This is a genomic window from Novosphingobium indicum (assembly GCF_014645195.1).
GTDB lineage: Bacteria > Pseudomonadota > Alphaproteobacteria > Sphingomonadales > Sphingomonadaceae > Novosphingobium > Novosphingobium indicum.
Genome location: NZ_BMLK01000021.1, coordinates 39,957 through 62,282 on the forward strand (window position 1 = coordinate 39,957; position 22,326 = coordinate 62,282).

Consider the following 22,326-nt stretch of genomic DNA (forward strand, 5'->3'; position numbering starts at 1 on the left):
TTTTCTTTATTCAGCCGGCATCAATTGCCGAAGGTGCGCTGCCACCAGCCGCGGCGGGGCGCTTCCTGGCTGTCGCTGTCGCCTTCGGTCTCGCCCGCACCTTCGCCTTGACTTTCGCTCTGGCCGGAGCCGTTTGCGTCGTTGGCGGCTTCCGGAGCGGGCGCGGGATCCGCGGCCGGGGCTTCGCTGGCCGCGGCCGGAGCCTCGGCAGCCGGTTCAGGCGTGGCAGCTTCCGGAGTGGGAGCCGGCATTTCCGCAGGGGCTTCCGTGGTCTCGGCAGCAGGCTCGGCCTTCTTGCGGCGGGTGCGCTTGGGCTTGGCCGGGGCCGCCTCGGCAGTGCCTTCGCCGGTTGCTTCGGCGTCTGCAGCAGGTTCGACCTTCTTGCGGCGGGTGCGTTTCGGCTTGGCGGGGGCTTCCTCTGCAGGCGCCTCGGCTTCGGCATCCGCCTTGGGAGCCTCAGCGTCGGCAGCCGGTTCGGCCTTCTTGCGGCGGGTGCGCTTGGGCTTGGCCGGCGCTTCCTCCGCAGTGGCTTCGCCGGTTGCTGCCTCGCCTGCTTCGGCTTCGCCGGTTTCCGCTTTGGCGGCAGGCGCCTTCTTGCGGCGGGTGCGCTTCGGCTTGGCGGGCGCTTGCTCTGCAGGTGCTTCGGCTTCCGCTTCGACGGCAGGGGCAGCTTCGAGAGCGGCTTCCTGCGCGACCGGTTCGGGTGTTTCGCCGGCTTCGGATTCACCGTCTTCGCTTACGGTGTCGCCGTTCTCGGCGGTGTTCTCACCGTTCTCACCGTTCTCACCGTTTTCGCCATTGCGACGACCCCGGCGACGGCGACCACCGCGACGGCGGCGCTTGCGCGGCGCTTCGCCTTCTTCGCCCTCGGCGATTTCGGGCTGTTCGCTTTCAGCTTCGTCGCCTTCGGCTTCATCGCCTTCGCTGTCGGAGGCTTCGTCCGAACCCTGCTCATCGGAGCGGTTGCGGCTGCCACGGCCCCGGCGGCGCTTGCGGCGCTTGCGGCGGCCCGAGCCGTCGCCTTCGTCGTCCGAACGGGCTTCTTCCTGTTCGAACTCGTCGTCCTCTTCGGGAATGTCCTCATCTTCGACATCGGCTGAGATCGGCTCGAAACGCGGCACGAAGTCGTTGCGCGGGCCAGAGGACACGACGCGCATCTTCGCGCCTTCGTTCTCGCCTTCGGGGATCACTTCGACCGAAACGCCGTAGTGTGCCTCGATGTCGGCAAGGTCCGCACGCTTGGCGTTGAGCAGGTACACCGCCGCTTCGGTCGATGCGAAGAGCGTGACGATGACACCCTTGCCCTTGGCGGCTTCGTCCTCGACCAGACGCAGTGCCGAAAGACCTGCCGAGCTGGCGGTGCGCACCAGGCCGGTGCCGTCGCAGTGCGGGCAGGCGCGCGTGGTCGCTTCGAGCACGCCGGTACGCAGGCGCTGGCGGCTCATTTCCATCAGGCCGAAGCTGGAAATACGGCCAACCTGGATGCGCGCACGGTCGTTCTTGAGCGCGTCCTTCATCGCCTTCTCGACCTTGCGGACGTTGGAGCCGTACTCCATGTCGATGAAGTCGATGACGACGAGACCCGCCATGTCGCGCAGGCGCAGCTGGCGGGCGATTTCGTGCGCGGCCTCGATGTTGGTGGCGACCGCCGTCTGCTCGATGCCGTGCTCCTTGGTGGAGCGGCCCGAGTTGATGTCGATCGAGACCAGCGCCTCGGTCGGGTTGATGACGATGTACCCGCCGCTGCGCAGCTGCACGACAGGGTCGTACATCGCGGTGAGCTGGTCCTCGGCGCCGTAGCGCTGGAACAGGGGAACGGGGTCCGAGTAGGGCTTCACCTTGCGCGCATGGCTGGGCATGAGCAGCTTCATGAAGTCCTTGGCGGCGCGGTAGCCTTCCTCGCCCTCGACCACGACTTCCTCGATATCGCGGTTGTAGATGTCGCGGATGGCGCGCTTGATCAGGTCGCTGTCCGAATGGATCAGTGCGGGCGCGGCCGAGTGCAGCGTCTTTTCGCGCAGCTCGTCCCAGAGGCGGGCGAGGTAGTCGAAGTCGCGCTTGATCTCGGTCTTGGTGCGCTGGAGGCCGGCGGTGCGCACGATGCAGCCCATCGAGCGGGGCAGCTGCATTTCGGCGATGATCGACTTGAGGCGCTTGCGGTCGCTGGCCGAGCTGATCTTGCGGCTGATGCCGCCGCCATGGCTCGAGTTCGGCATGAGCACGCAGTAACGGCCGGCGAGGCTGAGGTACGTGGTCAGCGCCGCGCCCTTGTTGCCGCGCTCTTCCTTGACGACCTGCACCAGCAGCACCTGACGGCGGTGGATGACGTCCTGGATCTTGTAGCGACGACGCAGCGCCATGCGCTTGGCGCGCATGTCGTCGGCTTCCTTGGAACGGCCCGAGTTGCGCCCGCCCTGACGGCGGCCACGCCCGCGGCGCCCGCGGTTGTTGCTCTCGTCGTTCTCGGCGTCGGACGATTCATCCTCGCCGTCGTCGCCTTCGGAGAAGCCGTTCTCGACGTTGCCGTCCTCGATCGTGGCGACGTCTTCCTTTTCCGATGTGTCGACTTCGGTCAGGCCGCCATCTTCGTAGTCTTCGTTTTCGTCGTTGTCGGTATCCTCGTCGTCATCGTCCGCGTCGTTCTCGCTGTCGCGCAGGGCCTCTTCCTCGGCGAGGAGTGCTTCGCGGTCTTCCTTCGGGATCTGGTAGTAATCGGGGTGAATTTCGCTGAAGGCGAGAAAGCCGTGCCGGTTGCCGCCGAAATCGACGAAAGCCGCCTGAAGCGAAGGTTCGACGCGTGTCACCTTCGCCAGGTAGATGTTGCCTTTTATCTGCTTGCGTTCAGTGGACTCGAAATCGAACTCTTCAATGCGATTTCCCTTGAGTACCGCCACCCGTGTTTCTTCCGGGTGGCGCGCATCGATGAGCATGCGCGTTGCCATTATGTGATCTCCATGCGCGCCTCATCCCGGCCGGATCAGCCTGGGTGGCGCGATTCTGTTCGAAAAGGCCCGGTGCAGGAACGAATGCCCGGTCGAAAGCGACGGGGGTTTTCGTGTGCCGGGCAGAGGTAAATATGGACACGGGGCCATCCGGCGCCCCGTGCGTTGCAATGATGTCGACCGCCGAAAGGGCGGTGTTCGTGTCTGCGAGAGGAAGAACGCGTGGCGAATTCGGACACGCGACAAATTGCGGCGACGCCGCGACCGCCCCTTCGGGCGTCGGCTGGCAAAGCGGCAATTGGCTTCTCATGGCTCGCATCAACCTGTTCGGACCCGGAAACGGATTTTCCGGTGTAGTCGGTCCGGGGATTGCCTGACCGGTCCTGTTCCGGTGTCATCTGGTGATGCTTGTGCCGGATTTCGAGGACCGGAGGTGTCATGGGCCCCGGATCGAATTGGCCTAGCATTCAAGGCCGCCATCGGCAAGTTACTTGGCTAGGGCGCTTTTAGGGCAAACAGGGTTACCAATTCCTTGACCAAAACCGTGGGAACACGCCGGGGCAGGATTGCCGGTTCGGCGAACGCCATCTAGGCAATCCGGCAATGTCGCGCATGATACAATTGTTGATCCTCCTCTCGGCGCCACTGGCGCTGCTGGTGGCGGCATTCGTGGTCGACAGGACCTTTTCCGCTGCGGAAGATGGCGAGAACTACGACTACGTGGTGCGCTTCGACCTGCCGAGCGTCGATGCGCCGGTGGACCTGCCCAGGGTGGACGGTCCCGCCGATGCCAGCCGGCCGCTGGTCGTCATCGATCCCGGGCATGGCGGTTTCGATCCCGGCGCCGGCACCAGGGACGTTCGCGAAAAGACCGTGGCGCTGCGGATCGCCCAGGCCATTCGCGACCGGCTGCTGGCAGGGGGCGGCATCCGGGTCGCGCTGACCCGCGACACCGACCGCTTCGTCTCGCTGCAGGACCGCCCGGACATTGCCCGCAGGCTCAATGCCGACCTGTTCATCTCGATCCATGCGGACAGTGCCGAAAGCGATCAGGCGCGCGGCGCCAGCGTCTATGTGCTGTCCAGGAAGGGGTCGAGCGAGGCCGCCGAACGCTTCGCCGCGCGCGAGAACGGGGCGGACCGGATCAACGGCGTGTCGCTTTCGGATGCGAATGAGAATGTCGGCGCGATCCTGCTCGACCTCTCGCAGCGCGGCACACAGGCGGATTCGACCGAACTGGCCGACCTGATGCTGCGCGAACTGCGTGCGGAGGATGTCGGCCTGCATCACGACCGCATCGAATTGGCGGCGCTGGCAGTGCTCAAGGCGCCCGACATTCCCTCGATCCTGTTCGAGACCGGCTACATAAACAACCCGCAGGATCAGGCGTTCCTGCGCTCCGCGAAAGGCCGCAAGGTCCTGGCCGATGCCACGGCGCGGGCGGTGCGGATCTACCTTGCGCGCAAGGCGGGGGTTTAGGACGCCCTGCCTGATTTCGGTTCAATAGATGCAGCTATCGGCGGACCAAGGCTGAGGCTGGAATCGCGATTTTGTCGGGGGAGCGGACATCGACCTGCCCCCGGCATACGGGTGCATATCTAATGTCCTTCGTCCGACCGACTGTTGTGGACATTCGGTCTCAGGGCTCGGATAAAGGCGCGAACGGATAACGGGACGCCTCCCGCTCCTAAGGCTCCATGCCTCAAGATAGATAGCAGGAACGACGATGGCGGGTCTGGAAAGCACAAAACAAGGCAAGATCGAGCGCATTCAGGAAAATCTCCTGGCGCAATCGGAGCGGAAGATCCTCAATTGGTTGTGTGCGCGGATGCCCGCCTGGGTAGTGCCCGACTTGCTGACCACTATCGGCATGGTGGGAGCATTCATGGTGTTTGCCGGCTATGTTACCAGCAATCTCGGTGATGGATGGTTATGGTGGTCCATCCTTGGCTATGTGATCCAATGGTTCGGCGATTCCATGGATGGCAGCCTTGCAAGGTATCGCAAGATCGAGAGGCCGAGATACGGATACTTCCTAGATCACAGCTGCGATGGGCTTGCGACGACGCTGGTGGTTGTGGGCATCGGCCTGAGCAGTTACGTTCTGCTTGAAGTCGCTCTCCTCGCGCTTGCAGGTTATCTGCTCCTCTCTATCCATGCCTTTCTTCTGGTTAGAGTGCTTGGCGAGATGAAGCTCTCCTATGCATATGCGGGGCCGACCGAACTCCGCCTGATACTGATAGCCCTGACGTTGGCGATGATCGTTGCCGGATCGGAGCCGGTGTTATTCGGCACATTAACTTGGTTCGATCTCATCGTCGGTTCGATTGGTGGAATGCTGATCGCGTTCTTTATAGCGCAAACTGCATTGACTGCGCGGAGGTTGGCGATCGAAGAGCCAGCTCGGCGTCAATAACCGTCGGTCTATTCTTTGCCATGATTTTCGCTTTGGCGGCGTGTCCTGCAGGTCTGATTATGGGCGCAAGTCCTGTATAGCAGTCATCGCGCCTCAGCCTTGTACTTGCCGCCATCACTCAAGCAACAGCCGCACCAATGCCCCCACACGAAGATACTCGTCGCAAATTCGCGCTTCCTGTCTGGCGCTGCGCGAAACGAGCGTGCTAGAGGGCTGGCGCAATGAGCGATCCTACCGACACGTCCGGCGAGCCGCAGCCCGAAGATGCCACCTACCGCGTCCGTCGTGGCGCTTCGGGGGGATTGGCCGCAATCGGGTCCGTCTGGCGCGAGCGCAAGTGGTTACGCCGCTTTACTTATCTGTGCCTGGCCGGATTCGTCTGCCTCGCCGGTTTCTGGAACATCCTGACCCGCGATCTGCCCGATGCCGGAAAGCTGCTCGAATACCAGCCGCCGCTGCCGACGATGGTCCGCGATATCGATGGCGACATCGTCTACAGCTACGCGCGCGAGCGGCGCGTGCAGCTGCGCTTCGTCGATTTTCCCAAGCCGCTGGTGAATGCTTTTCTGTCAGCCGAAGACAAGACGTTCTGGACGCATGGCGGTGTCGATTTCACCGGTCTGGCCGGCGCGGTGGTGGACTATGTTTCCAAGCTGGGAACGGGCGGTCGCGCCAAGGGCGGGTCGACGATTACCCAGCAGGTCGCCAAGAACATCCTGATCGGTGACGAGTATTCGGTTACCCGCAAGCTCAAGGAAATGATCGTCGCGCATCGCATCGAAGGTGTGCTGACCAAGCAGCAGATCCTCGAGCTCTACCTGAACGAAATTCCGCTGGGCCGTCAGAGTTTCGGCGTGCAGGCGGCCTCGCGAGCCTATTTCGGCAAGGACGTGGGCGATCTCGACCTGCACGAGGCGGCCTTCCTCGCGATCCTGCCCAAAGCGCCCGAACGCTATGGCCGCAAGAAGTACGAGGGCATGGCGATCACCCGCCGCAACTGGGTGCTGGAGCAGATGGTCGACAACGGCTGGGTATCGCGCGCCGATGCCGATGCCGCGAAGGCCAAGCCGCTGGGGCTCATTCCGCGCCGCTCCGAAAGCTACGATCCCTCGAACGGTTATTTCGTGGAGGAAGTGCGCCGTCGCCTGATCGACCGCTACGGCGAAAAGGCCGAGGATGGTCCGAACAGCGTCTATGCCGGCGGCCTCTGGGTGCGCACTTCGCTCGATACCGAAATGCAGAAGGCCGTGCGCGCCTCGCTGCGTAAAGGCCTGCTCAGCTTTCACGGCAACCGCGGCTGGACCGGTCCGGTCGCGCATATCAAGGATATGGAGAACTGGCAGACCCAGCTGATCGTCTCCAACCGCACGATCGACTACAAGAACTGGCGCGTCGGCGTCATTCTCGACACGTCCGGCAGCACCGGCCGTATCGGTTTTTCCGATGGCAACATCGCCGCGCTGACCAATGTCGCCGACAAGGCGAAGGTGGGCGACTTCGTGGTGGCGGAACCGGTGTCCGCGGGCACCTGGGCGCTGCGGACGGTTCCGGAAGTCTCTGGCGGCATGGTCATGGAGCAGCCTTCCACGGGTCGCATCCTCGCCATGCAGGGTGGCTTCGATTTCGGCCTCGGTTCGTTCAACCGCGCCACGCAGGCCGAGCGCCAGCCGGGTTCGACCATCAAGCCCTTCGTCTATGCCACCGCGCTCCAGAACGGCATGACCCCGGCCACGCAGGTGCTGGACGGCACCTTCTGCGTCTATCAGGGCGCGGCGCTGGGCCAGAAGTGCTTCAAGAACTTCGGCAACGAGGGCGGAGCGGGCAGGCATACGCTGCGCTGGGGGCTCGAGCAGTCGCGCAACCTGATGACGGTGCGCATCGCCAACGACACCGGCATGCCGCGCGTGATCAAGACGTTCCACAACGTGGGCATCGGCGACTACAAGCCGTACCTGTCCTTCGCGCTCGGCGCGGGTGAGACCACGGTGGAGCGGATGGTCAACGCCTATTCGGCGCTCGCCAACAATGGCGTCCAGTTCCCGGCTTCGGTGATGGATTACGTGCAGGATCGCAATGGCAAGGTGATCTGGCGTGCCGATCCGCGGCACTGCGACCCCTGCAACATGGCCGAGTGGGACGGCAAGCCGATGCCGCGCATCGCCCGAAAGGGTAAGCAGGTGATGGATGCCGCGACCGCCTATCAGACGGTCCACATGCTGGAAGGCGTGGTGATCCGCGGTACCGCGGTGCGCCTGCGCAGCCTGAACCTGCCGCTGTTCGGCAAGACCGGCACTACCAACGGTCCGACCGACGTGTGGTTCATGGGCGGCAATCAGGACTACGTCGGCGGCGTCTACGTCGGCTACGACAGCCCGCGCTCGCTGGGCGGCTGGGCGCAGGGCGGCCGCATTTCCGCGCCGATCTTCAAGGATGTCGTCGAGGCCACGCGCGAACGCTGGACCGACCGGCCGCTGCTCGCCCCACCGGGCGTGCGCATGGTCCGGATCGACCGTGTGACCGGCAAGCAGGTCATGGGTGTGGAGCCGAGCGATGCGCCCAAGGCTTCGGTCATCTGGGAGGCTTTCAAACCCGATACCGAACCGCGCGAATATACCGCGCAGGATGAATTCACCCGCCGGCGTGATGCCCTGGTCGCACAGATCGCGCAGGCGCGCGAAGAGCGCGAAGCGGCAAAGGCGCGTGCCGTCGCAGGCGAAGCACAGGACTTTGCAGAACAGCAGGGTGGGCTATACTGAGCACTCGTACAGTCTGAGAGCGGCAAACGCTCCGACTTAAAACTTTGGGAGGATTGATCGATGCCCGGCTACCATCCGTCGTGTCATGCGCGCACTACGCCTGATGCCCTGGCTCTCGTTGTCGCCGACACCGGCGAGACGCTGACCTATCGCCAGCTGGACGAAGGCTCCAACCGCTTCGCGCAACTGCTGCGCTCACTGGGGCTGCAGCCGGGAGACCGTATCGCGGTGATGCTGCGCAACTCGCCCGAGTTCGCGCAGGTCTACTGGGGCGCCACGCGTTGCGGCTGCTTCGTCACGCTGCTGTCCACACACCTCAAGCCTTCCGAAGCCTTGTACATTGTCGAGGACGCCGGGGCGAAAGTGCTGATCCTCTCGGCTTCCATCGGCGAAACGCCGCGCGCGCTGGCCCGCGACCATGCCGAGCTCGTGCCCGGTGTGGCCAAGGTGTACCACGCCGGCGACCCGGCAGGGGAGGGTGCCATGGAAGGCGCGGAGCCCTTGTCCGAGGCGCTGGAGGCGATGCCCGCCAAGCCGGTATCGAACGAGATTTCCGGCTTTCACATGATTTATTCGAGCGGCACGACCGGGCGGCCCAAAGGAATAGTCCTGCCCTTTACCCCCGGCCCGATCGACGAGTTCAACGCGCTCGAAGGCGTGATGCCGATCTATCACGAGCTGGACCCGCTGGTCTCGCTCAACGTCGGCCCGCTCTACCACGGCGCGCCGCTGTCCGGCATGGTCACCGCGCAGCGTCTGGGCGGGCTTTTCGTCACCCAGCGCAAGTTCGATGCTGAAGGCGTGCTTGCCGCCATCGACCGCTACAAGGTGGGCGTCGCGCAGTTCGTGCCGACCATGTTCGTGCGCATGCTGGCGCTGCCCGACGAGGTGCGCGCGCAATACAATGTGTCCTCGCTGCGCATGGCGGTGCACGCCGCCGCGCCGTGCCCGGTCGAGATCAAGCGCCGCATGATCGAGTGGTGGGGCCCGATCATCTTCGAATACTACGGCAGCACCGAAGGTGTCGGCGCGACCGCGATCACCTCGCAGGAGTGGCTCGAAAGGCCCGGATCGGTGGGCAAGTCCTCGCTCGGCCCGATCCACATCTGCGACGAGGAAGGGCGCGAACTGCCGCCGGGCGAAAGCGGGATCGTCTATTTCGAGGCGCCGGGCGGGCGTGTCGTGAACTACCTCAACGACGCCGAAAAATCGCGCAAAGCCACGCATCCCGAGCACGACAACTGGTTCGCGGTGGGCGACATCGGCAAGCTCGACGAGGACGGCTATCTCTACCTCACGGATCGCAAGGACTTCATGATCATCTCGGGCGGGGTGAACATCTACCCGCAGGCAATCGAGGATTGCCTGATCGTCCATCCCCAGGTGCTCGACGTCGCGGTGCTGGGCGTGTCCGATCCCGAATTCGGCGAGAAGGTGAAGGCCGTGGTCCAGCCCAAGGACTGGGCCGATGCCGGGCCCGCGCTGGAACAGTCGCTCAAGGACTGGTGCCGCGAGCGGATTTCGCCGGTCACCGCGCCGCGCGAGTACGAATTCGTCAAGGAACTGCCGCGCCTGCCTTCGGGCAAGCTGGCCAAGCATGAACTGCGCAAGCTCTACGGCAATTCGGTTGCCGTCGTCTGAGGAGGTAATGACCATGAAGACAGGTTCCCGTTCGCGCATGGCGCGCCGCTGGTTTGTTCCCTGCGCAGCGCTGGTCGCGCTGACGGCTCCGCTCCCGGCGATGGCGAAAGATGCGAGTGCAGAGGGCACCGTTCACGCGCAGGCTGAAAAGGAAAGCGCGGCCAAGCCTTACGTGCGGCCCGATGTCGTCGATTATCTCAAGACGTTCTACGCCACACCCAAGCCGCCGTTCACGCGCGAGATGCTGATCAAGATCCACCAGCTTCCGCCCGCAGCCGTGGCGGCGATGTCGCAGCAGGATCTGCCGGTCGGCGACATGGCGGTGATCAAGGATGTGACGATGCCGGGGCCCGGCGGGCCGATGGCGCTGCGCCTGTTCGATACCCGCGCGGAGCGCGAGCCGGGACCGGTCGTGGTCTTCTACCACGGCGGTGGCTATGTGCTTGGCAGCATCGATACCCACGCGGGGATAGCCGCGGAGATCGCGCGCCAGCTCGATCTGCCTGTTGTTTCGGTTGAATACCGCCTTGCACCGGAAAACCCGTTTCCCGCCGCCGTCGACGATGGCGAGGCCGCAGCGCGCTGGGTCGCGGAGAACGGCGAATCGTTCGGCCGTGACTTCACCGGCCTGATCCTCAGTGGGGACAGCGCGGGTGGCAACCTGACGCTCGTGGCTGCAGCAGCCCTGCGCGACAAGCCGGCAGCCGTGCCGGTCGTGATGCAGATCCCGATCTATCCGGCGACCGATTTCTCGCGGACCTATCCTTCCGCCGAGAAATTCGCCGAAGGGTACATGCTCGATGCCAAGAGCATGGGGCAGTTCAGTGCGATGTACGAGGCCGATCCGCAGAGCCTGAAGGCCTCGCCGCTGCTCGGCGATCTGCACGGCATGCCGCCCACGGTGCTGGTGACTGCCTCGCTCGATCCGCTGCGCGACCAGGGCAGGGCCTATGCCGCCAAGCTGGTCGAGACCGGCGTGCCGACCGTCTATTATGAGGGCCAGGGGCTGATCCACGGCTTCGCGACGTTCCGCAAGGATATTCCCTCGGCGCAGAACGATACGGTGGCTTTCCTCAAGCTCGCCCGGACGATGCTCGACGAGATCGAAGCCGATTCAGAATGACATGATCGTGTCGAAATGACATGATCATGTCATGGAGAGAGGGCCTTTCGAGTCGCGGCATCCCCTGGTGGGGCTTGTCGATGAGACGATCCGGTTGAACAGCCGGCTGCGCAGCGTGTTTGCGGCTGCGCGGCAGGAAAGTGCCCTCAACGATTCCGAGCAGATGGTGCTCAATGCCGTGGTGGAGGCCGAAAAGGCTCCCACCGTGGCGCAGATCGGCCGCTCTATGGGGCAGGCGCGACAACTCGTGCAGCGCGCGGCCAATTCGCTGCGCGATGGCGGCTTGATCGAAACGCTCGACAATCCCGATCACAAGCGGGCCCCGCTGCTGTGCGCGACCGAGCAAGGGCTGGCGCTGAAACGCGCCATCGATGCGCGCGCCGATGCCATTGCCGAAGACCTGCTGCCCGCCGCCGAGATCGAATCCGTGCGCGAGGCGACGCTGGTGCTTCGTGCCCTACGCAGAAAACTGGAAGCGCAGCTTCGCAGGCGCTGAAACGGAGAGGATGATGGAAGCCGATCTCGATAAACTGGCCCCGATCGGGCCGCTGACCGAATGGCTCGATGCCCACGTGCCCGAACTGGGCAAGGGGCCGCTCAAGACCTCGCTGCTTTCGGGCGGTACCTCCAACGTCGTGCTCACGCTCGACCGCGGCGAGAAGCCGATGGTCATGCGCCGTCCGCCCGAAGTGCCGCCACCGGGCGCCGAGAAGGGCGTGCTGCGCGAGGCGCGCATCCTCACCGCGCTCAATCAGACCGATGTGCCGCACCCCGTCTGTTATGGTTCCTGCCCGGATGACAGCGTGGCCGGCGCGCCGTTCTACGTAATGGAAAAGGTCGACGGCTGGGCGCCCAACTTGCGCGACGAGAAGATCCACAATGAGCCGCCGTTCGACCGGATGCCCTACGAATACGGCATTCCCTTCGCCATCGTCGACGGCCTCGTGAAGCTGGCCAATGTCGACTACGAGGCGATCGGCCTCGGCGACTACGGCAAGCCGGGCAAGTTCCTAGAGCGACAAGTCGATCGCTGGTCCGGCCAGCTTGCCTCCTACAAGGAGCGCTACGGCTACGAAGGCCGCGAGCTGGAAGGCTACAAGGAAACCGAGGAATGGCTGCGCGGGGCAAAGCTGCCCGAGGAAGTGCGCGGCATCATCCACGGCGATGTCGGCACGCCCAACATGATGTTCCAGTGGGGGCCGCCGGCGCGGCTGGCGGCGATGATCGACTGGGAGCTTTCGACCATCGGTGATCCCATGATCGACATGGGCTGGTTCACCGGCGGCATGCGCGACGAGGAGAACCCCGACAAGGAGTTCGCGACCGCGCTAAACAACCCGGAACACTTCCCCACCAAGCAGGAACTGGCCCGCTACTATTGCGCCGGGACCGGCCGCAATATCGAGGACTTTCGCTGGTTCTCGATCCTCTCGCGGTTCAAGTCGGGATGCCTGCTCGAATACAAGGTGGCCCAGGCCGAAGCCGGTATCCTTTCGAAGGACACCGGGCGCTTCTTCGCGCGCATCGTTGAGAATGTTTTCAAGGAAACCGCCGCCGAAGTGCGGAAGCTCAAGTAAAATCCTCCCCCGGCGGGGGAGGGGGACCACCCGCAAGGTGGTGGAGGGGCACAGGCGGTTTACGCGGCGTTTCGTCTTGCCGCCCGTGCCCCTCCACCATGCTTCGCATGGTCCCCCTCCCCGCACCGGGGAGGATCTGAGGAGAGTCTGAGATGATTGATTTCAGTGTTGAACCCGAATTCCAGGCCAAGCTCGACTGGATGGACAAATTCGTCCGCGAGGAATGCGAGACGATGGACCTGCTGTTTCCCGAACAGGGTGCGCAGTTCGATCCCGACTACGCGGCGGCCAAACGCCACCTCAAGCCGCTGCAGGAGGAAGTGAAGAAGCAGGGCCTGTGGGCCTGCCACCTCGGCCCGCATCTTGGCGGTCCGGGCTACGGGCAGGTGAAGCTGGCGCTGATGAACGAGATCATCGGCCGTTCGAGCTGGGCGCCGGTGGTGTTCGGCACTGCCGCGCCCGACACCGGAAATGCCGAGATCCTCGCACTGTTCGGCACGCCCGAGCAGAAGCAGCGCTATCTAGGCCCGCTGATGGCCGGGGAGATCGTCTCGTGTTTCTCGATGACCGAGCCGCAGGGCGGGGCCGATCCCGACGTGTTCACCTGCTCGGCTACGCTTGAGGGTGACGAATGGGTGCTGGAGGGCGAGAAATGGTTCTCATCCAACGCCAAGTTCGCTTCGTTCCTGCTGGTGCTCGCCGTTACCGATGCCGACAAGCCGCTGACCGAGCGCATGAGCATGTTCATCGTGCCGACCGAGACCCCGGGCATCGAGATCATCCGTAATGTCGCGATCGCCGGAGACTTCGATCCCGAGAACGGCCACCACGCGCATATCCGCTACAACAAGGTGCGCATTCCCTACGATCACATGCTTGGCGAGCGGGGGGACGGCTTCAAGGTCGCGCAGGCGCGTCTGGGCGGCGGGCGCATCCACCACGCCATGCGCACGGTCGGCATGTGCAACCGGGCGATGGACATGATGCTCGAACGCGCCGTTTCGCGCACGACCAAGGGCAAGATGCTGGGCGAGCACCAGATGGTGCAGGAAAAGATCGCCGATTCCATCATCGAGCTGGAACAGTTCCGACTGCTGGTGCTCAAGACCGCGTGGATGATCGATGAAGTCGAGGCCGGCCGCTTGAAGCACGGCGCGCCGCGCAAGCACATCGGCATGTGCAAGGTCGCCATGGCCTCGGTTTATGCCAATGTCGTCGGCAAGGCGCTGGAGATCCACGGATCGCTGGGCATCTCGCTCGATATGCCGCTGGCCAAGTGGTACGGCGGGCACATGTCCCTGGCCTTCGCCGACGGGCCGACCGATGCGCACAAGTCGCAGCTTGCCCGCGCCTATCTCAAGCGCGCGAAGCCTGCCGAGGGCATGTTCCCCAGCGAGCACATCCCGACACGGACGGCGGCCGCGCTGGCTCGCTATCCCGACGCGCGGGAGTCATGAACGTGGCGTCCAACATCCCCCTCGTCATTGCGAGGCCGCAGGCCGAAGCGATCCAGGGCGGTTTGCCTGCACTCTGGATGGCCGCGTCGGCTTCGCCTCCTCGCCATGACGAAGATCTGAGGATTGGAGAATAGAGATGGACCCGCTGTTCGATTTTACCGGCAAGGTTGCGCTCGTCACCGGCGGTTCGCGCGGGCTCGGGTACCAGATGGTCAAGGCCTTCGCCGAGCGCGGCTGCGACGTCATCATTGCCAGTCGCAAGCTGGAAAACTGCGAGGCCGTCGCCGAGGAATGCCGCGCGCTGGGCGTGCGGGCCATGGCACTCTCCGCCCATGTCGGCCGCTGGGATGCCTGCACCGAACTGGTCGATCAGGCCTGGGATGCCTTCGGGCGTGTGGATATCCTTGTGAACAACGCGGGGATGAGTCCGGCACAACCGAGCCACGAGGTAACCGAGAAGCTGTTCGACTCCGTCGTGAACCTCAACTTCAAGGGGCCGTTCCGCATTGCCAGCCTGATGGCGCACCGCATGTCCGAAGGGAAGGGCGGATGCATCATCAACGTCTCGTCCTCGGGCTCGATGATGCCGCTGCCCAAGACGATTCCCTACGGCTCGTCCAAGGCGGCGCTCAACGCCATGAGCAAGAGCCTCGCGTGGGAATATGCGCCCAAGGTGCGAGTGAACACGCTCTCGCCCGGCGCCTTCCGCACCGACATCGTCGAGGCCTGGCCGGACAAGGGCAAGGGCCCGATCCCGATTCCGCGCGGTCATGCCGCCGAGCCGGAGGACATCGTCACCGCCGCGCTGTTTCTGGCGAGCCCGGCTTCGGTCAACGTGACCGGCTCGCTCGTTCGCTGCGACGGCGGGCAGCATTAACCGGCGCGCCGTCCCGAAGGGCGCGGCCCCACTTTCTCCCCTCCCGCCTGCGGGAGGAGGATCGGTTGACCAAGTCACTACGTTCCCTGGGAGTTTTTCTATGCCCCGCGCTGTAATCGGCCACGAATTCGGCCCGCCCGAAAGCTATGTCCTCGAAGACTTCGATCCCGGTGCCCCCAAGGACGGCGAAGTCCGTGTGGCGATCAAGGCGGCGGGGGTCTCCTATGTCGATGTGCTGACCGCCATGGGCAAGTACCAGTTCAAGCCGCCGCTGCCGTTCACTCCCGGCAGCGAGGCGGCGGGTGTCGTCGAGGCCGTGGGGCCGGGCGTCACGCACCTTGCCGTGGGTGACCGCGTGTTCTGCGGGGGGCTGGGCGGACTGTTCGCCGAAGCGAACAATTTCAAGGCTGCCAACATGGCAAAGGTCCCCGAGGCGATGAGCTTCGAGCAGGCTTCGGTCTTCTCGGTAAACTACCAGACCGCCTACTATGCGCTCGCCGATCGGGGCCGCGCGAAGCCGGGCGAGACGCTGCTGGTGCTCGGGGCAGCCGGTGGCACCGGCTTCGCGGCGATTCAGGTGGCCAAGCATCTGGGGCTGCGCGTGATCGCCTCGGCCTCCAGCGCGGTAAAGCAGCAGGCGGCGCTTGACGGCGGCGCTGATGCAGTTGTGACCACCGGAGCCGAGGACTGGCGCGATCAGGTGGTCGCGGCAAACGACGGCAAGCCGATCGACCTGGTCTTCGATCCGGTCGGCGGCGACGCACTGGAGCCGGCGTTCCGGTGCCTCGGCTATGACGGCAGACATCTCGTGATCGGCTTTACCGGGGGCATTGCCGCGCTGCGCACCAACCTCGCGCTGCTCAAGAGCGCCAGCCTCGTCGGCGTGCAGATGCGCGATCACGCGATCAAGCGCCCCGAAGAAGCTGAGGCGATGCGCCGCAAGGTCATGGAACTGGCGGGCGAGGGCATCTTCAGCCCTGCCATCGCCGAGCGCTTTGCTATCGAGGACTATGCAGCCGCCATGAACGCGGCGTTCTCGGGCAAGGCCGCGGGTCGCATCGTCCTGAAGATGGACTGAGGCAGCCGGCGACAGCGCAGCCGTCAGAAGGTCTTGCGCGTCTCCACCCGCAGCCGTGTCAGCCGGCTGGACTGGATGCGCCAGCCGCAATCGAGCCGCTGGTAGGTCTCGTGGTAGTGCCCGAAGCCGTGGAGATAAGTACTGCCGTCTGCAAGCGGATGTTGCGCGGTCCGGTAGAGCCGGTCTTCCATCGCCCAGATCACGCGCGCCTCGTCGTCCGAGACGAAGTCGATGATCGGCATGTGTCCGTGATGCACCGAAACCTGATCGCCGGTCGAGGCGGCGACCCACTCGATGATCTTGTCGAGCGGTGCGACGACCATATCGGCCTCGGGCACTTCGAGCCGGCCATCGGGTGCCCAGACGCTGCTGCGCCACAGATCCCAGTCGCGGTGGTCGAGACCGTAGAAATACCGGGCCTTCGTCTGCTTGATCTCCTCGATGGCGAGGAGGCGTTCCACTTCGGTCATCAGTCGGTGGCTCTCAGCAGGACGATGCGCGGTACTGCTGCGGGGTTATCCCGGTCCAGCGCTTGAAGGCGCGCCCGAAGCTGGTCTGCTCGCCGTAGCCGAGACGGTCGGCGATCTCGTCGAGCGACAGGCGCTTGTCGGCAAGATGCGCCTTGGCCAGTGTTTCGCGCTGCTTTTCGACGAGTTCGGAGAACTTCGCGCCTTCGGCAGACAGGCGCGACTGCAGCGTGCGCACCGACATGCCGGTCTTTTCGGCGCAGCGTTCGATCGAACACGTCCCGCGCGCCAGCGAGCCGCGGATGAAGCTGTCGACCTTGTCGATAATCGACTGGCTGTGCTCCGATTTCACCCGCTGCAGATAGGACCCGAGCAGCTTGAACAGCAGGCGGTTGGCGCTCGGTACCGGTTGCTCGAGTGCGTGGACCGGGAAGGCCACCGAATTGCGCGCGGAATGGCCGACGACCCGGCAGCCCAGCGTCTTCTCGATTTCGGGCAGATCGCTGGAGCGGGTATCGGCGGAAAGGCTCACCCAGCTCGGACGGAAACCGGGGCCGCCGATGGCCTGTAGCAGTTTCGTGTTGAGCATGGCCGCCTGGTAGTTGGCCTGGTCGTTCACGCCAATGTCGGCGTTGACCAGCCAGGTCAGTTCGGCGGTTTCGCGGCCTTCGATCAGCACGACTTCGCAATCGGGGGCGTGGACGACCGGAAGGAAATCGATCAGGCAGCGGATGCCCGCGCGAACCGTAGGGGCCGAACGGCACAGCGCGGTCACGCAGCCGAAGACCTCGGGGTCCTGAATGGTGGCGATGTGCAGCCCGAACAGCGGGTCGTCGAAGGCCGTGCTGCAGTATTCGAAAGTATCGGCAAGCTGCTGCGGCGCGATCAGGCTTTCGGGATCGGTCAGCACGCGCGCTTCCATGCCGTAGCGCTCGACGATGCCGCGCGCATCGCGTCCGTGATTGCGGGCGACCTGCGCCAATCCGGCGAAGTTGGCGGCGCGGACCTGGCCGCCGCCGGGGGCGACGTCGAGAGGTCCGTCGAGACTGAAGAAGCTGCTTTGGCCCATGGCTGTCCTCACCGGCTGGAAAGTCGGGGCGGCCGTCTGCGCGTCCTGCCCGCTGTTGTATTGCGGCATGCAATATCGAGAAAGCCGCGCGAAATGCCAATACCCCCTTGCTTGCCTGTGGCAGCAGGCGGGAAAGCACGAATACGCCACATAATCGGGAGAGAGATCAGATGAAGACCATTGCCGATCACAAGAAAGCCGCAGAAGAGCATGTCCTTTACGAAAAGGACCCCGCGACCAAGATCGCGACGATCACCTTCAACCGGCTCGACAAGCACAACACCGCCACCATCGGCATGCGCGCCCGCTTTGGCGAGCTGGTGTTCAAGGCGAACATCGACGACGAAGTGAAAGTGCTCGTCATCCGCGGCATGGGCGATCACCTCGGCAGCGGCGGCGACCTCAACGAGCATGGCGATCTCTATCTGAACCCGGGTCCGGACGATAACTTCCTGGTCGATCTGGAAATCGACGACCCCAGCGTGAAGTATCCGCCGGCAGGCTCTTTCCGCTACCTGCACGGGCTCACCGATTATTACGCCAAGGCGCGCTCGGGCAACCGTCCGCTGCAGGAATTCAAGAAGATCTCGATCATCGAGGCCAAGGGATACTGCTATGGCTGGCACTTCTACCAGTGCGCCGACGCGGACCTGATCGTGTCGTCCGACGATGCGCTCTTCGGCCATCCCTCGTTCCGCTACGCCGGCTGGGGCCCGCGCATGTGGCAGTGGCTGGAAACCGTGGGCCTGCGCCGCTTCTCGGAGATGCTGTTCACCGGCCGTCCGTTCACGGCGGCCGAGATGTTCCAGTCGAACTTCGTCAATTCGGTGGTGCCGCGCGATCAGCTCGAAGCGGAAACCGCCAAATACGCTCATGCCTGCTCTATCACGCGCCCGACCGACGTCGTCGTCGCGCAGAAAACCTTCATCGAGGCCTACAAGCAGTACCGTGGCGAATACTTCGGTTCGCTGCTCACCGGCTGGCTCGAAGGCATGCTGCCGCTGATGAAGGATGACGGGGACAACGACGTCAACCTGGGCAAGGGCGATACCTTCAAGCAGGGCATCGGCATGGTCGTGAAGGGCCATGACCAGAACTATCCGCCCGAATGGCGCCTTTCCATGAAGGGCCGCAAGGGCTGATCGCAGAACGCTGCAGGGCGGTGAGCATCGACAATGCGTGCAATGCAGAAAGGTTTGCACGTGATGTAGAGTTCGCTGCCCTGTACGTGGTACCTATTGAAGTGACCAGACCGACAGGAGTCGGCGGCCAGTCCGGTGAGGGCGGAGAGGATTTCCCTGCCCCGCCAACGGGAGAGAACCATGACTGAGACTTTGTTCTCGTTCGACAAGCGTAACTACCGCGAATGTCAGCAGATGTTCCGCGGGGCTCGCGACCAGGAATACTATCGCGGCGATTTCTGGATCGAGGATGCATCGAACGTGGAGGTCCGCTCCGAACGTAAGACGGTCGGCGCGATCTCGATCATCAAGCAGCGGTCCGCGACGAACCTGTTCTTCCGGCGCACCCGGCAGCACATCCGCGAGGATGCCACCGATCTTTCGATCCTGTGGTTCGTGAAGCACGGCGAACTGACCTTTTCGAACCAGTGCGGCAGCAAGGTGGCCAAGCCGGGCGATTTCGTCATTACCCGTTCGATGTCGCCGTTCTTCATCGAATGCCGTACCGACAGCGACAATGTGCATGAAGTGCTGCACGTCACCGTGCCAACCCATATCCTGCGCTCGTATATCCAGCACGATTTCAGCACCGGCCTGTTCATGCCCGTCGAGCGGCCCGAACTCGCCATTGCCGAGAACATCCTGACCGACGTCTTCGATGACGACGGCGGGCTGGGCGAGGAATCGGCGCGGCTGCTGACCGAGACGGCGTTCGGCCTTATCGGCAATGCCGTTCGCGCAACCGAGGAACTGCAGCCGGCGCGCCAGTCGATTGCCGACCGCAGGCTTGAAGAAGTGCTGCGCTTCATCGAAGTGCACCTTTCCGATCCGCAGCTTTCGACCGCGATGGTCGCCAAGGGCTGCGGCATCAGCCCGCGCTATCTCTCGTTCCTCCTGCGTCTGCGCGAGACCTCGTTTTCCGAGCTCGTCTGGGAGCAGCGGCTGGCCAAAGCCAAGGACTGGCTCGCCAATTCGGACCCGCGCGACATCTCGATCAGCGAGATCGCCTATGGCGTCGGGTTCAAGAGCCCGGCGCACTTCAGCCGCATGTTCAAGCGCGTGTTCGGCGCCAATCCCCGCGAGTTTCGCGGTGAGTGCAGTGCGCGGGAGGAAGTGGCGATGCAGGTCGAGAAGGCAGAGCGCTTTCCGGACTTCCCGCAAGCCGGCCAGCTTCTCCAGTAAGCCCGCGTCCGGCGAGGCGATGAGTGCGTACTGCTAGATAGTGCGCACTTGCATCGCTTTCAGTGATGACGAATGTTGCGCGCTGCATAATCAGGAGGATGCCATGCCCAAATTGAAGCTCGTTGCTCTCACACGTCCGAAACCCGGCCGCGAGGAAGAGTATCACGACTGGTACAACAACACGCACCTGCCCGAACTGGTCAACAAGTTCGGCATGGCCGGCGCGCAGCGCTACAAGCTCGTCGCCAAGCTGATGGGCAGCGACGAAAACGAATACATGGCGATCTACGACATCGAGGCCGACGATCCGATGGCCCTGCTGGGGGCCATGGGCCAGGCTGCGCAGGCCGGAGAGATGACCCAGAGCGATTCCCAGGACATGGGGACCTGCTACACCGCGCTCTTCACCGAAATGGGCGACCGGGTGGTGCCGGACTGATCCGGCATACCCGATTTCAAAAGCTTTCTACGAACGACCGATCCAGCCCGCCGAATACCCGGCGGGCTGGCTTGTTTCTGGCGAGGGGTATTGATAGCCCTCTATAATGCTTGGAAAAACTTCGGTCTTCGCCTTTGCGATCTCCGCTTTCTGCCTGACGGCTCCTGCGCACGCGCGGGCTTCGCCGATCGCCGATCAGGCATTTCATCCGTGTCAGGACAGCGCCGATGGTCCGGCATTGCCGGGTTCGCTGTGCGCCATGGCCCGGGTGCCGCTCGATCCGGCCGGATCTTCTGTGGATGACGGCGAAGCCATGGACCTGTTCCTGCGCAAGTTTCCCGCGGTCGACCCCGCGCAGCGGCGCGGCGAAGTCTGGCTGGTGGCGGGCGGACCGGGCGAATCCGGCGCTTCGTTCTATCCCCTGCTGGACAGCTACCGGAAGGCGTTTGCGGGGTACGACCTCGTCGTGCCGGACCATCGCGGCACTGGCTATTCGACCAAGCTGTGCCCCGAGCAGGAGGCGCCGGACAGTCCGGATGGCATGGCACTGGCCGGCAAGGAATGGGGGCCGTGCATCGGCACGCTCTTCGCAAAGGCGGAACGCACCAAGGCTTTCACTGTCACCAATGCAGCGCATGATCTTGCCACGCTGATCGGTCGCTATCGGCAGCCGGGGCAGGTCTATCTCTATGGGGTGTCCTACGGCACGCAGCTTGTCCTGCGCACGATGCTGGTTGCGCCGCCCGTCCTCGACGGGATCGTGCTCGATGGTCTGGTTCCGCCCGAAACCGATACCGGGCACGACCTCAGCCATCGTACCCAAGTGGTCGATGCCGTCGGCCGCGCCGTGCTGACGCCGGCGCAGATCGCGCGATACCGTGCACTACTGGCCGAGCCTTCGCCGGCGTGGAAGGGGGAAGTCCCCGGCGGAAATCTGCGGCTTCTGCTCGGCAGCTTCCTTAACTATCCCGACTTGCGCGACCGCATCCCCGCGATCATCGCGGCGCTTGCTGAGGACGATGTGCAGCCGCTCAAGGATGCCGCGGCGAAGCTTGCGGAGCATGGGGCGCTTTTCCAGCACTATCCGCAGTCTCCCTCATCGATCCCGCTGGTCATGCTGGTGAGCGGATCGGAAAACAATTCCAGGCCCGACCTGACCAGGGAAACCGTCGCTGCGGAGGCGAAGGACGCTCTGTTCGTCAGCACCTTGCCGGGGCTTCTCGCCAGCAGTCCGGGGCCGCGCTACCGGCGTGACGGCTACTTCGGCCAAGATCCGAAGAATCTGCCGCCGACGCTGATCGTTCACGGCACGCTCGATCCCAACACGCCTTATGGCGGCGCCAGCGACCATGCCGCAGCGCTCGTGGAGGTGGGGGATCCGGTGCAGTTCGTGACCGTCGAAGGCGCGGGCCACTTCATGCCGCTCGTCGCGCCGGGCTGCTTTGTTGCCAGCGTGTCCCGCTTCGTCGCCGGAGAGCCGGCAGCCGCCACCTGCAATGCGGAGGCCTTGGCAAAATCGGTTGAATAACGGATAAGTAATGCAGCGCGTGCCGACAGGGGGAGTACGCCAACTCGGCCAAAAAGCTGCATGCGGAAGTCGTTGGACCTGCTGGGCGTGATGATGATGCTCGTGCTTGTCTTTGCACGGGCATGGTCGTGTGGGCATGTTCTCGGCAAATTCAGTCCGACCGATACCGTGAGCTATGCGATGTTCGACCGGCATGGCATCGGCGCCATTACCGGGTGGTTCGCGGCCCTGCTGTTCGCGCCGCCGATGATGTACATCAGTGCCCGGATACTGGGGCCCGACCGGCACGAACCCCGCGCGCTAGGGCCGCGTCAGGTCGCCGTCTCGGTGCTCGTCGCGATCGTCTTTGCACTGCCGACTTGGGCGCAGAGTTCCTATCTGATCGGCCTGCCTGCGGAACTGACCGGTGAGATCGTGGTCACGTCCATTGCCTGGGCCGTGCTGGTCGGCGGATTTCTGGCCGTGTGGCTGAGGCGTAACGATGCGGGCTATGTCAGTCCGTCCATCCGCGCGATCACTTTAGGCACCGCAACCCTGATTGCAGTGCCCAAGCTTCTGTTGCTGGCCGGGATTGTGCTGTCGGGCTGAGCCCG

General features: G+C 64.1%; 18 protein-coding genes. 15 read left to right on the plus strand and 3 right to left on the minus strand.

The window, feature by feature from the left end:
- Positions 1-20 precede the first annotated feature (20 nt).
- The gene (locus tag IEX64_RS18705; RefSeq protein WP_188822082.1) at positions 21-2,942 is read right to left on the minus strand and encodes an Rne/Rng family ribonuclease; all 2,922 of its coding nucleotides are present in this window, start codon (positions 2,940-2,942) and stop codon (positions 21-23) included.
- A gap of 603 nt (positions 2,943-3,545) precedes the next feature.
- Between IEX64_RS18705 and IEX64_RS18710 the strand changes: the two genes are divergently transcribed.
- The 10 genes from IEX64_RS18710 to IEX64_RS18755 all read left to right on the plus strand — a co-directional run bounded on the left by IEX64_RS18710 (position 3,546) and on the right by IEX64_RS18755 (position 15,867).
- Positions 3,546-4,421 (plus strand): N-acetylmuramoyl-L-alanine amidase family protein, encoded by an 876-nt coding sequence (locus IEX64_RS18710; protein ID WP_188822083.1) that lies wholly within the window; start codon positions 3,546-3,548, stop codon positions 4,419-4,421.
- A gap of 247 nt (positions 4,422-4,668) precedes the next feature.
- Positions 4,669-5,358 (plus strand): CDP-alcohol phosphatidyltransferase family protein, encoded by a 690-nt coding sequence (locus IEX64_RS18715; RefSeq protein ID WP_188822084.1) that lies wholly within the window; start codon positions 4,669-4,671, stop codon positions 5,356-5,358.
- A gap of 221 nt (positions 5,359-5,579) precedes the next feature.
- Entirely contained in the window at positions 5,580-8,114 is a 2,535-nt protein-coding gene (locus tag IEX64_RS18720) for a penicillin-binding protein 1A (RefSeq protein WP_188822085.1), read from the plus strand.
- 60 nt (positions 8,115-8,174) lie between these two features.
- Positions 8,175-9,755 carry an AMP-binding protein gene (locus IEX64_RS18725; protein ID WP_188822086.1) on the plus strand — a complete coding sequence of 527 codons (1,581 nt, stop codon included), beginning with the start codon at positions 8,175-8,177 and terminating at the stop codon, positions 9,753-9,755.
- Between the two features lie 13 nt (positions 9,756-9,768).
- Positions 9,769-10,878, plus strand: coding sequence for an alpha/beta hydrolase (locus IEX64_RS18730; RefSeq protein ID WP_229710568.1), 1,110 nt, complete (start codon positions 9,769-9,771; stop codon positions 10,876-10,878).
- Positions 10,879-10,945: 67 nt separating this feature from the next.
- Positions 10,946-11,374, plus strand: coding sequence for a MarR family transcriptional regulator (locus IEX64_RS18735; RefSeq protein ID WP_229710569.1), 429 nt, complete (start codon positions 10,946-10,948; stop codon positions 11,372-11,374).
- On the plus strand, positions 11,331-12,455 hold the full coding sequence (locus IEX64_RS18740; RefSeq protein WP_229710570.1) for a phosphotransferase family protein: 1,125 nt from the start codon (positions 11,331-11,333) through the stop codon (positions 12,453-12,455). Before IEX64_RS18735 ends, IEX64_RS18740 begins: the two co-directional genes overlap by 44 nt.
- Before the next feature lie 152 nt (positions 12,456-12,607).
- Positions 12,608-13,912: an acyl-CoA dehydrogenase family protein gene (locus IEX64_RS18745; protein WP_188822090.1), complete on the plus strand. Its 1,305-nt coding sequence runs from the start codon at positions 12,608-12,610 to the stop codon at positions 13,910-13,912.
- A 136-nt stretch (positions 13,913-14,048) separates the two neighbouring features.
- Positions 14,049-14,789: an SDR family NAD(P)-dependent oxidoreductase gene (locus IEX64_RS18750; RefSeq protein ID WP_188822092.1), complete on the plus strand. Its 741-nt coding sequence runs from the start codon at positions 14,049-14,051 to the stop codon at positions 14,787-14,789.
- Positions 14,790-14,889: 100 nt separating this feature from the next.
- The gene (locus IEX64_RS18755) at positions 14,890-15,867 is read left to right on the plus strand and encodes an NADPH:quinone oxidoreductase family protein (RefSeq protein ID WP_188822094.1); all 978 of its coding nucleotides are present in this window, start codon (positions 14,890-14,892) and stop codon (positions 15,865-15,867) included.
- A 23-nt stretch (positions 15,868-15,890) separates the two neighbouring features.
- Here IEX64_RS18755 and IEX64_RS18760 read toward each other — a convergent pair whose 3' ends face one another.
- Together IEX64_RS18760 and IEX64_RS18765 are read right to left on the minus strand one after the other, a co-directional pair.
- On the minus strand, positions 15,891-16,337 hold the full coding sequence (locus IEX64_RS18760; protein ID WP_188822096.1) for a nuclear transport factor 2 family protein: 447 nt from the start codon (positions 16,335-16,337) through the stop codon (positions 15,891-15,893).
- A gap of 13 nt (positions 16,338-16,350) precedes the next feature.
- On the minus strand, positions 16,351-17,472 hold the full coding sequence (locus IEX64_RS18765; RefSeq protein WP_229710571.1) for a helix-turn-helix transcriptional regulator: 1,122 nt from the start codon (positions 17,470-17,472) through the stop codon (positions 16,351-16,353).
- 101 nt (positions 17,473-17,573) lie between these two features.
- On the opposite strand from IEX64_RS18765, the gene IEX64_RS18770 reads away from it, so the two are divergent.
- The 5 genes from IEX64_RS18770 (at position 17,574) to IEX64_RS18790 (ending at position 22,321) form a co-directional block, all read left to right on the plus strand.
- Positions 17,574-18,545: an enoyl-CoA hydratase/isomerase family protein gene (locus IEX64_RS18770; RefSeq protein WP_188822098.1), complete on the plus strand. Its 972-nt coding sequence runs from the start codon at positions 17,574-17,576 to the stop codon at positions 18,543-18,545.
- Between the two features lie 180 nt (positions 18,546-18,725).
- Positions 18,726-19,766 (plus strand): helix-turn-helix domain-containing protein, encoded by a 1,041-nt coding sequence (locus IEX64_RS18775; RefSeq protein WP_188822100.1) that lies wholly within the window; start codon positions 18,726-18,728, stop codon positions 19,764-19,766.
- Between the two features lie 103 nt (positions 19,767-19,869).
- Entirely contained in the window at positions 19,870-20,205 is a 336-nt protein-coding gene (locus IEX64_RS18780; protein ID WP_188822102.1) for a DUF4286 family protein, read from the plus strand.
- A gap of 106 nt (positions 20,206-20,311) precedes the next feature.
- Complete coding sequence (locus tag IEX64_RS18785) at positions 20,312-21,733, plus strand: alpha/beta hydrolase (RefSeq protein ID WP_188822104.1); 1,422 nt, start codon at positions 20,312-20,314, stop codon at positions 21,731-21,733.
- A gap of 60 nt (positions 21,734-21,793) precedes the next feature.
- Complete coding sequence (locus IEX64_RS18790) at positions 21,794-22,321, plus strand: hypothetical protein (protein ID WP_188822107.1); 528 nt, start codon at positions 21,794-21,796, stop codon at positions 22,319-22,321.
- The last annotated feature ends 5 nt before the right edge of the window (positions 22,322-22,326 follow it).

Coding starts and splice junctions, on each gene's coding strand:
- IEX64_RS18705 (WP_188822082.1), bottom strand. CDS start 2,942: ATGGCAACGCGCATGCTCATCGATGCGCGCCACCCGGAAGAAACACGG.
- IEX64_RS18710 (WP_188822083.1), top strand. CDS start 3,546: ATGTCGCGCATGATACAATTGTTGATCCTCCTCTCGGCGCCACTGGCG.
- IEX64_RS18715 (WP_188822084.1), top strand. CDS start 4,669: ATGGCGGGTCTGGAAAGCACAAAACAAGGCAAGATCGAGCGCATTCAG.
- IEX64_RS18720 (WP_188822085.1), top strand. CDS start 5,580: ATGAGCGATCCTACCGACACGTCCGGCGAGCCGCAGCCCGAAGATGCC.
- IEX64_RS18725 (WP_188822086.1), top strand. CDS start 8,175: ATGCCCGGCTACCATCCGTCGTGTCATGCGCGCACTACGCCTGATGCC.
- IEX64_RS18730 (WP_229710568.1), top strand. CDS start 9,769: ATGAAGACAGGTTCCCGTTCGCGCATGGCGCGCCGCTGGTTTGTTCCC.
- IEX64_RS18745 (WP_188822090.1), top strand. CDS start 12,608: ATGATTGATTTCAGTGTTGAACCCGAATTCCAGGCCAAGCTCGACTGG.
- IEX64_RS18750 (WP_188822092.1), top strand. CDS start 14,049: ATGGACCCGCTGTTCGATTTTACCGGCAAGGTTGCGCTCGTCACCGGC.
- IEX64_RS18755 (WP_188822094.1), top strand. CDS start 14,890: ATGCCCCGCGCTGTAATCGGCCACGAATTCGGCCCGCCCGAAAGCTAT.
- IEX64_RS18760 (WP_188822096.1), bottom strand. CDS start 16,337: ATGACCGAAGTGGAACGCCTCCTCGCCATCGAGGAGATCAAGCAGACG.
- IEX64_RS18765 (WP_229710571.1), bottom strand. CDS start 17,472: ATGCCGCAATACAACAGCGGGCAGGACGCGCAGACGGCCGCCCCGACT.
- IEX64_RS18770 (WP_188822098.1), top strand. CDS start 17,574: ATGAAGACCATTGCCGATCACAAGAAAGCCGCAGAAGAGCATGTCCTT.
- IEX64_RS18775 (WP_188822100.1), top strand. CDS start 18,726: ATGACTGAGACTTTGTTCTCGTTCGACAAGCGTAACTACCGCGAATGT.
- IEX64_RS18780 (WP_188822102.1), top strand. CDS start 19,870: ATGCCCAAATTGAAGCTCGTTGCTCTCACACGTCCGAAACCCGGCCGC.
- IEX64_RS18785 (WP_188822104.1), top strand. CDS start 20,312: ATGCTTGGAAAAACTTCGGTCTTCGCCTTTGCGATCTCCGCTTTCTGC.
- IEX64_RS18790 (WP_188822107.1), top strand. CDS start 21,794: ATGCGGAAGTCGTTGGACCTGCTGGGCGTGATGATGATGCTCGTGCTT.